This window comes from Weissella sp. DD23, from assembly GCF_001579105.1.
GTDB classification, from domain to species: Bacteria; Bacillota; Bacilli; order Lactobacillales; family Lactobacillaceae; genus Weissella; species Weissella cibaria.
Map to the genome: position 1 here is coordinate 73,408 of NZ_KQ970392.1, position 6,580 is coordinate 79,987.

Annotated in this window: 6 protein-coding genes; 5 read left to right on the plus strand and 1 reads right to left on the minus strand. The window is 43.6% G+C overall.

The window, feature by feature from the left end; all coding sequences use genetic code 11:
- The coding region (locus WEIDD23_RS04750) for an L-lactate permease (RefSeq protein ID WP_197458812.1) at window positions 1–1,002 on the minus strand (1,002 nt) is incomplete at its 3' end.
- A gap of 188 nt (window positions 1,003–1,190) precedes the next feature.
- On the opposite strand from WEIDD23_RS04750, the gene WEIDD23_RS04755 reads away from it, so the two are divergent.
- The 5 genes from WEIDD23_RS04755 to WEIDD23_RS04775 all read left to right on the plus strand — a co-directional run bounded on the left by WEIDD23_RS04755 (window position 1,191) and on the right by WEIDD23_RS04775 (window position 6,171).
- Window positions 1,191–2,684 (plus strand): helix-turn-helix domain-containing protein, encoded by a 1,494-nt coding sequence (locus WEIDD23_RS04755; RefSeq protein WP_010375199.1) that lies wholly within the window; start codon window positions 1,191–1,193, stop codon window positions 2,682–2,684.
- Between the two features lie 143 nt (window positions 2,685–2,827).
- Window positions 2,828–3,604 carry a glucose 1-dehydrogenase gene (locus WEIDD23_RS04760; protein ID WP_010375198.1) on the plus strand — a complete coding sequence of 259 codons (777 nt, stop codon included), beginning with the start codon at window positions 2,828–2,830 and terminating at the stop codon, window positions 3,602–3,604.
- Window positions 3,605–3,709: 105 nt separating this feature from the next.
- The gene (locus tag WEIDD23_RS04765) at window positions 3,710–4,579 is read left to right on the plus strand and encodes an NAD(P)-dependent oxidoreductase (protein ID WP_010375197.1); all 870 of its coding nucleotides are present in this window, start codon (window positions 3,710–3,712) and stop codon (window positions 4,577–4,579) included.
- A 157-nt stretch (window positions 4,580–4,736) separates the two neighbouring features.
- Window positions 4,737–4,979 carry a hypothetical protein gene (locus tag WEIDD23_RS04770; RefSeq protein ID WP_010375196.1) on the plus strand — a complete coding sequence of 81 codons (243 nt, stop codon included), beginning with the start codon at window positions 4,737–4,739 and terminating at the stop codon, window positions 4,977–4,979.
- A gap of 133 nt (window positions 4,980–5,112) precedes the next feature.
- Complete coding sequence (locus WEIDD23_RS04775; RefSeq protein ID WP_010375194.1) at window positions 5,113–6,171, plus strand: DUF3324 domain-containing protein; 1,059 nt, start codon at window positions 5,113–5,115, stop codon at window positions 6,169–6,171.
- Window positions 6,172–6,580: the final 409 nt, after the last annotated feature.

The window sequence follows — 6,580 nt, forward strand, 5'->3', positions numbered from 1 at the left end:
GATGGCGTTGGTCATGAAATGCTTTAGCCAACCAATGGTACGTGATAGTAAGAGCAGTACAACAACAATCAAGTAAGGCGACCAAGCTGTCAGCAACGACATATGACTTGATGCGTGTTGCATCGTTTCTTCATCATTTTGCACACCATCGCCGGTAAAATTCGCACCCTTCCAAGGATTGGTGAAGACGGTTGTTGGCAATAAGATGCGATATTTGAGTGTTAACACAGCAATGATCAAAACGGTTAATGGTGTGAGAATCGACACGAACTCATAACCAATTGTGTGGGCGTAAAGCCAGGCGAAAACGTTATAAACCAAGCCAATTAATAATGCCCATGGCGTAATTTCTAGCCACGATTTGATCGACTTTTTGCCTCGATTGAAGAACGTAACGAGCAGCATAACCAACATCAAAGGCATGAATGTTCCACCAAACAAATCGATGGTAGTCATCGTACCGGCAATATTGTTCATGAAGTCAGCAACATTTGCTGGGGCGACGTTACTCAACCCGACGGTTAGTGGCGTCCCAACGGCACCGTATGCAGCTGATGTTGAATCAGCGACTAAGGCTAAGGTAACGCCCGCAATTGGTGTGAACCCTAAAGCGATTAGTAAGGGTGCTGTGACCATTGCAGGTGTCCCAAAACCAGATACACCTTCAATCAAACCACCAAATAAATAGGCAATTAAGACTGCTAAAATACGCATATCAGCGGTTAACGATTCGAACCCGGCGTTAATCCGTGTGATAGCGCCGGTGTGGCGTAAAACGTGTAGCATCATCAAGGCCCCAAACAAAATCCAAAGAATTGGGAATGTTTTGTGAATGCCTTGTAGGATAGAGGCAAACATCACATTGTTTGGCATTTGCCAGATGAACCAGCCGGCTAAGGTGACGACGAGCGCACTGATAGCCATCCCTTTTAGTGCCGGCATGTTGAACACGGCCAACAGAATAAGCGGCAGAATAACTGCCAGAAGTGCAATAAATAGCATAGAACCCCCAAAGTTCGCAATTGAAATAGATGTCTCTTGTAGTCTACATGAAGAACTTCACAAATAAAGGGTTTCTATATTTTTTATTTGTTACACGAGTTTTAGATAAGACGTATCAGTTGATTTCGTGATAGTATCTGGGATAAGTGGCAGTATCAGGTGAGATGATGGTGTGAGAGATGAAATGGATGCATGATAAGCAGGATCGGAATAAATTAAAGTTATTTCGATACATGCGAACACGTGGGGAAGCCCCGGTACTCCAGGTAATGGAAGACCTGGATATGTCACGCTATATTGTGTTATCAACAACACAACAATTAGCGATTGATATTGAGATGATTACAGGTATGACGGACGGCATTTTGATTGAAGGTGGATCAGATGTTCGTTTTAGTGTGCCAGCAACGGTGTTAGATTGGGAATCGTTAGGACTACACTATCTTATGACGTCGATTCGCGGCCGAATGGTACACGAATTATTTCATGAGCAAGTGACGTCGTGGGAAGAATTTGCCTTTGACGTTGATGTGTCGGTCCCCAAGATGTACAAGGAACGCGCGCAAGTCGCTGAAGATTTAGCACGTGAAGGAATCCGAATTTCGCGAGATTACAAATTAGTCGGGAATGAAGAACACATTCGGTTATTCAAATTCGAGATGTTAACTTATTACAATGGTCGGCGAGATTCACCATTTCCGATCGATGTGCAGGAACAAGCGCGCGAAGTGGTGAATGAAATCATTGTGCCGGAGTGTGGCACGTTGCGTGAAACACAATTGGTAGGGTTGCGCCATCTGTATGCAATTTGGTGGTCGCGTTTTAGACAGCGTCATTTTGTGTCGACAGGGTTTACGAATCGCTTTTTAAAGCCAACTGCTGAGTTATCTGATCGTAGTCGACGCCTCATCCATTTACTGATGGAACGGATGAGTGACACACCTGACTTGCCGGTTGAAACAGCCGCAAGTGAGGCACGGTTTATCATTCTAACCATGCATACGTTGGGACTTTTCCCGCCGGAGCAAATGATGACCGACGTGACAGATTCAGTCATCCAGTACTGGCATCATTTTGAACGGGCTTTGAAAGAAAGTTATTACTGTCTCTTCATGCTTCGGGCCGATCAAGTTGATATTCGGTCCGTCACGCGCGTGCTTGAACCTGAAATTTTACGGTTCTTTGTCTTCCCATATGTGGGAGAAGAAGATTATGAGTACATGACGAATGTTGCTGACATTGCACCGGAATATCCGTTGGCCTATGAGTTCTCTAAGGATGTCATGCGCCACTTTAGTGAGTTTACGGGAGTGCCGGCGCGTGATTTGGATAACTTTATGTTGCCAGATTTGATTGCGACAGTGATGGGTTATCCTAATTTTTATCGGGCAATTCCAGCAGTTAACATCACGATTGACTTTGGCGGCCATCACGGCATCGAAGAAGTGATGGCAATGTCGCTGAATGGCTTGCCAGGTTATAAAATTCAAATTAACCATGTTCTATCTGAATATACAGATATTTTGGTAACGGACGCTCCCCAGCCTAAGGATGAACCTTATACGGCGCTCATTTGGCGGGGAATTGGAACGCCAGGGCAAATGACAGAGCTCTTACAGGAAATTAATCGCGTTAAGATGAAGAAGTTCAATGCTTGGCGAGATAATAACAAACATAAATAATAGTAGCGAAACAACACAACACCGTGTTAGTTTCGCTTTTTATTTTAGCGAAACAAGTGCGTGAAACCGTTTACAAAATATAAGCGACGCGTTACAATGTATTTGTTAATTAAATCACATGCAAAGAAAAGAAGGCATTTATCATGGCTGAAAAAGTAGCAATTGTAACTGGTGGTGGACAAGGTATCGGTGAAGGTATCGCATTGCGGCTAGCCCAAGATGGTTATGCAGTCATTGTTAACGGACGCACCCAAACTAAATTGGACAACGTGGTTAATAAGATTGTTGCAGCTGGGGGCGAAGCGACAACCTTTGCGGGGGATGTACAACAAAAGTCAGTTAATGAAGAAATGGTGCAATTAGCATTGACTAAGTATGGCCGTTTAGACGTCTTCGTAGCCAATGCTGGTATTGATTGGGTTGATACAATCGAAGAGACGCCAGAAGAACAAGTTGATAATGTCTTCAATATTAACTTAAAGTCACAAGTCTGGGCTTTACAAACGGCACCGGCCGCTATGCGTAAGAATGGTAAGCAAGGCGGTTCAATTGTATTGGCTTCATCAATTGCGGGGATGGAAGGTTTTGAGATGTTGGGGATTTACTCGGCAACCAAGTTTGCTACCCGGGGTCTGGTGCAAGCAGCGGCAAAAGAGTTGGCGACCGACAATATCCGTGTAAATGCCTATAATCCAGGAATCGTCTTAACGCCAATGTGGGATCAAATTGATGCCCGTTTTGCTGAACGCAAGAATGTTGCCATTGGCGAAACACGCCAAGCGTTTATTGATGGTATTTTACTTGGTCGTGGTGAAGAACCTGATGATATTGCTAAGTACGTGTCATTCTTGGTGTCTGACCAAGCCGATTACATCACTGGCCAATCGTTAGCTGTTGATGGTGGTGTGAAGTTCCAATAAAATAGTTATGAAACCGGTTTTGTGCGCTGCACAAAGCCGGTTTTTCAGTTGCGGGATGATAGTGGGTGTACAATGAAGGTACTGAAAATAACGAGGTGAATGAACATGAAGATTGGATTCATCGGTACCGGTGTCATGGGGCGCGGTATCATTAATAACTTATTGCAAGCAAATTATGAAGTGGTTGTTTTCAATCGCACGAAAGCACATGCCCAATCAGTCTTGGATAATGGTGCCACTTGGGCAGACTCACCAAAGGAAATCGCTGAAGCAGCAGACTTGGTGATTACCATGGTTGGCTATCCCAAGGATGTGGAAGAACAATATTATGGTGATAATGGGTTGTTTGCTGGCTCACACGCCGGTCAAATCTTTGTTGATATGACGACGTCAACGCCAACGTTGGCTGAACAATTGGCCGTTGATGGTGAGAAGTATGATGTTAAGGTACTTGATGCCCCGGTTTCTGGTGGTGATGTTGGTGCTAAGAATGGTACGTTGACCATTATGGCTGGTGGTGATGAAGCGGCGTACGACAGTTTGCAACCAATCTTTGATGTGATTTCAAAGGCAGCTAACCGCTTTGGTGTGGCTGGTCGAGGTCAACACACTAAGATGGCCAATCAAATTATGATTGCCGCGACAATGTTGGGTATGTCAGAAATGATGGTTTATGCAAAGGCGGCTGACCTAGATGTGGCTAAAGTAATGGCAACTTTGTCAGCTGGTGGCGCCCAAAACTGGTCATTGGATAACTATGGCCCCCGCGTTTTGGCAGGCGATTTTGAACCTGGCTTCTATGCAAAGCACCTATTGAAGGATTTGCGCATTGCGTTGGACGAAGCGGCCAAGATGAATCTATCTTTGCCAGCAACTGATTTGGCTGAGGCCTTATATACCAAGCTTGTTGAGCAAAAGAACCTTGGTGATGAAGGGACACAAGCACTGGTTAAGTTGTGGGCGCAATTTGCATAATGTCCTAAATTTGAGTGAAATAAGACAGGTTTCGCACTTTTTGTAAGTGCGAAACCTGTTTTTTAGTGTCTATGGTTCAATTTGAGGAGATATTAAAAAATCAGCCAATTATTCGTTAAGATAAAAACATCAAGAAATGACGTGGAGGCAAATAGGCATGACGATTGGACGCATATATTCAGATTTAAAGGCAATGTTTGAGCTTTTAGCTTGGATTACGTTCATTTTTGTGTTGTTTGTTTTGTCTTCACGTTATTTGTACGGGATGGATTACAGCATCTTTTTACCATTGGTTGTGATGTTGTACGCTGGCGTATGGGTTGGCTTGTCAGTCGCTTTAGTTTTGACATGGATTTTCAGTGCCGGAACTGCAAAGCAAGCGACTCAGACGACGAAGTAGTAGTGACGAACTGGCTAGATTTCGATGAAAAATCTGGCCAGTTTTGCTTTGATTTAGAAACTATAGGGCGCATTTCCTTTTCAACACTGCTATAATCACTTGTATAAAGTACGAGAATACGGAGAGTGGAAAGATGATTGGACGGAAGTTGTGGTCAAGTTTGGCCATAGTGACGGCTGCATTGGGGGCGCTTGGCGTGGCAAAGCCAGCGGCGGCAGCAGACTATAGTAATAACAATCCTGAAATGGGTGTCATGTTATCGAGTATTGAAGATGACACGGATACAAATAATTCAACATGGGAATTGAATACGAAGCCAGGTAAGGTGTTGCAAGGTTCAGTGTCTGTTCAAAATGCTTCAGACGCGGCAGCAAAATTCACAGTATCAATGGAACAAGCGCGCACAAACGATCAAGTGAATATCATGTATCTCTCAGGTGGAACGAATAAGTCACTTGATCCGAACATGAAGTTTTCTAACCTTGCCAAGGTTGATGGTAAAGACAACACAACAGTGACGGTTCCGGCTAAAACAACTGTGCAAGTGCCGATTACGTTAACGATGCCAGCAAAGGAATTTGATGGTTACGTGTTGGGTGCCGTGGTCGTTAACAAGGAATTGCCAAAGGGTTATAAAGTTGAAGGTGGTGTCACGAACCGTTTCGTTTATGTGAAGACGGTTCAAATCACAGAATCGATCGTCAACCCAACAGCGGTTTTGACGAATGACAAAAAGGGATTGGTTAAAGTTTCTGACGGGCGTCAAATTTTCCAATTGCCAATTCAAAATAATGTGCCAAGTTATATTGGTAACATGAGTTTGAAGGCTAAGGTTACCTACAAGAGTACTGGTGATACAGTTTTGACGGATAGTCAAAAAAATCGCTCAGTCGCACCTAATTCATCATTTACGTATCAGATTCCATCTGAACGGGTGATGAAGGCTGGTAAGTATCACTATGTTGTCACGATGACAAATGATAAGACGAAGAAGAGTTGGACGTTTAGTGATGACTTTACGGTCTCACGTGCATCAGCTACGAGCGTTGGTATCGGTCGATCAATTGCTTTTGTGCCAACTTGGATTTGGCAATTGCTAGCTTTGTTCCTTGTCTTAATCGGCTTCCTATTCTTCCTTTTGTGGAAGCGTCGCAAGGATGACGAAGATGAAGATGAGACAACCGCAAAATAATTTCAAAAATTGAAAAAAATATCAAGACGGAATCCTTGCAAAGGGGTTCCGTCTTTGCTTTGAGCTAAAAACGACCATTTTTGACGTGTTTTTTACTAACTTTTAAAAAATTAGCGAAAACAGGCCCAATTTAAGTACTTTTTGTAAGAGCCGTATAAATCGGAATTATACTAATTCATGTAATAAAGGAACTACTTAAAAAAGCCTAAGAAGCACAGAGAGGGAAAGAATTATGATGAAGCAATTTTTGATGAGTGTTGCTGTATTGGGAGCCGCAGTTACTCTAGCTGCACCAGCAGTTAACGCTGACGCAACTTTCGCAGGAAAGACTGGAACGACTGATGTAACGTTCCAAGGAGACACGACAACTAAGCCAGGTACAACGGATCCAAAGGACCCAGATAACGGT

Excerpts from the sequence above, each read along its gene's own strand:
- WEIDD23_RS04765 (WP_010375197.1), top strand. The coding sequence starts at position 3,710 with ATGAAGATTGGATTCATCGGTACCGGTGTCATGGGGCGCGGTATCATT.
- WEIDD23_RS04770 (WP_010375196.1), top strand. The coding sequence starts at position 4,737 with ATGACGATTGGACGCATATATTCAGATTTAAAGGCAATGTTTGAGCTT.
- WEIDD23_RS04755 (WP_010375199.1), top strand. The coding sequence starts at position 1,191 with ATGCATGATAAGCAGGATCGGAATAAATTAAAGTTATTTCGATACATG.
- WEIDD23_RS04760 (WP_010375198.1), top strand. The coding sequence starts at position 2,828 with ATGGCTGAAAAAGTAGCAATTGTAACTGGTGGTGGACAAGGTATCGGT.
- WEIDD23_RS04775 (WP_010375194.1), top strand. The coding sequence starts at position 5,113 with ATGATTGGACGGAAGTTGTGGTCAAGTTTGGCCATAGTGACGGCTGCA.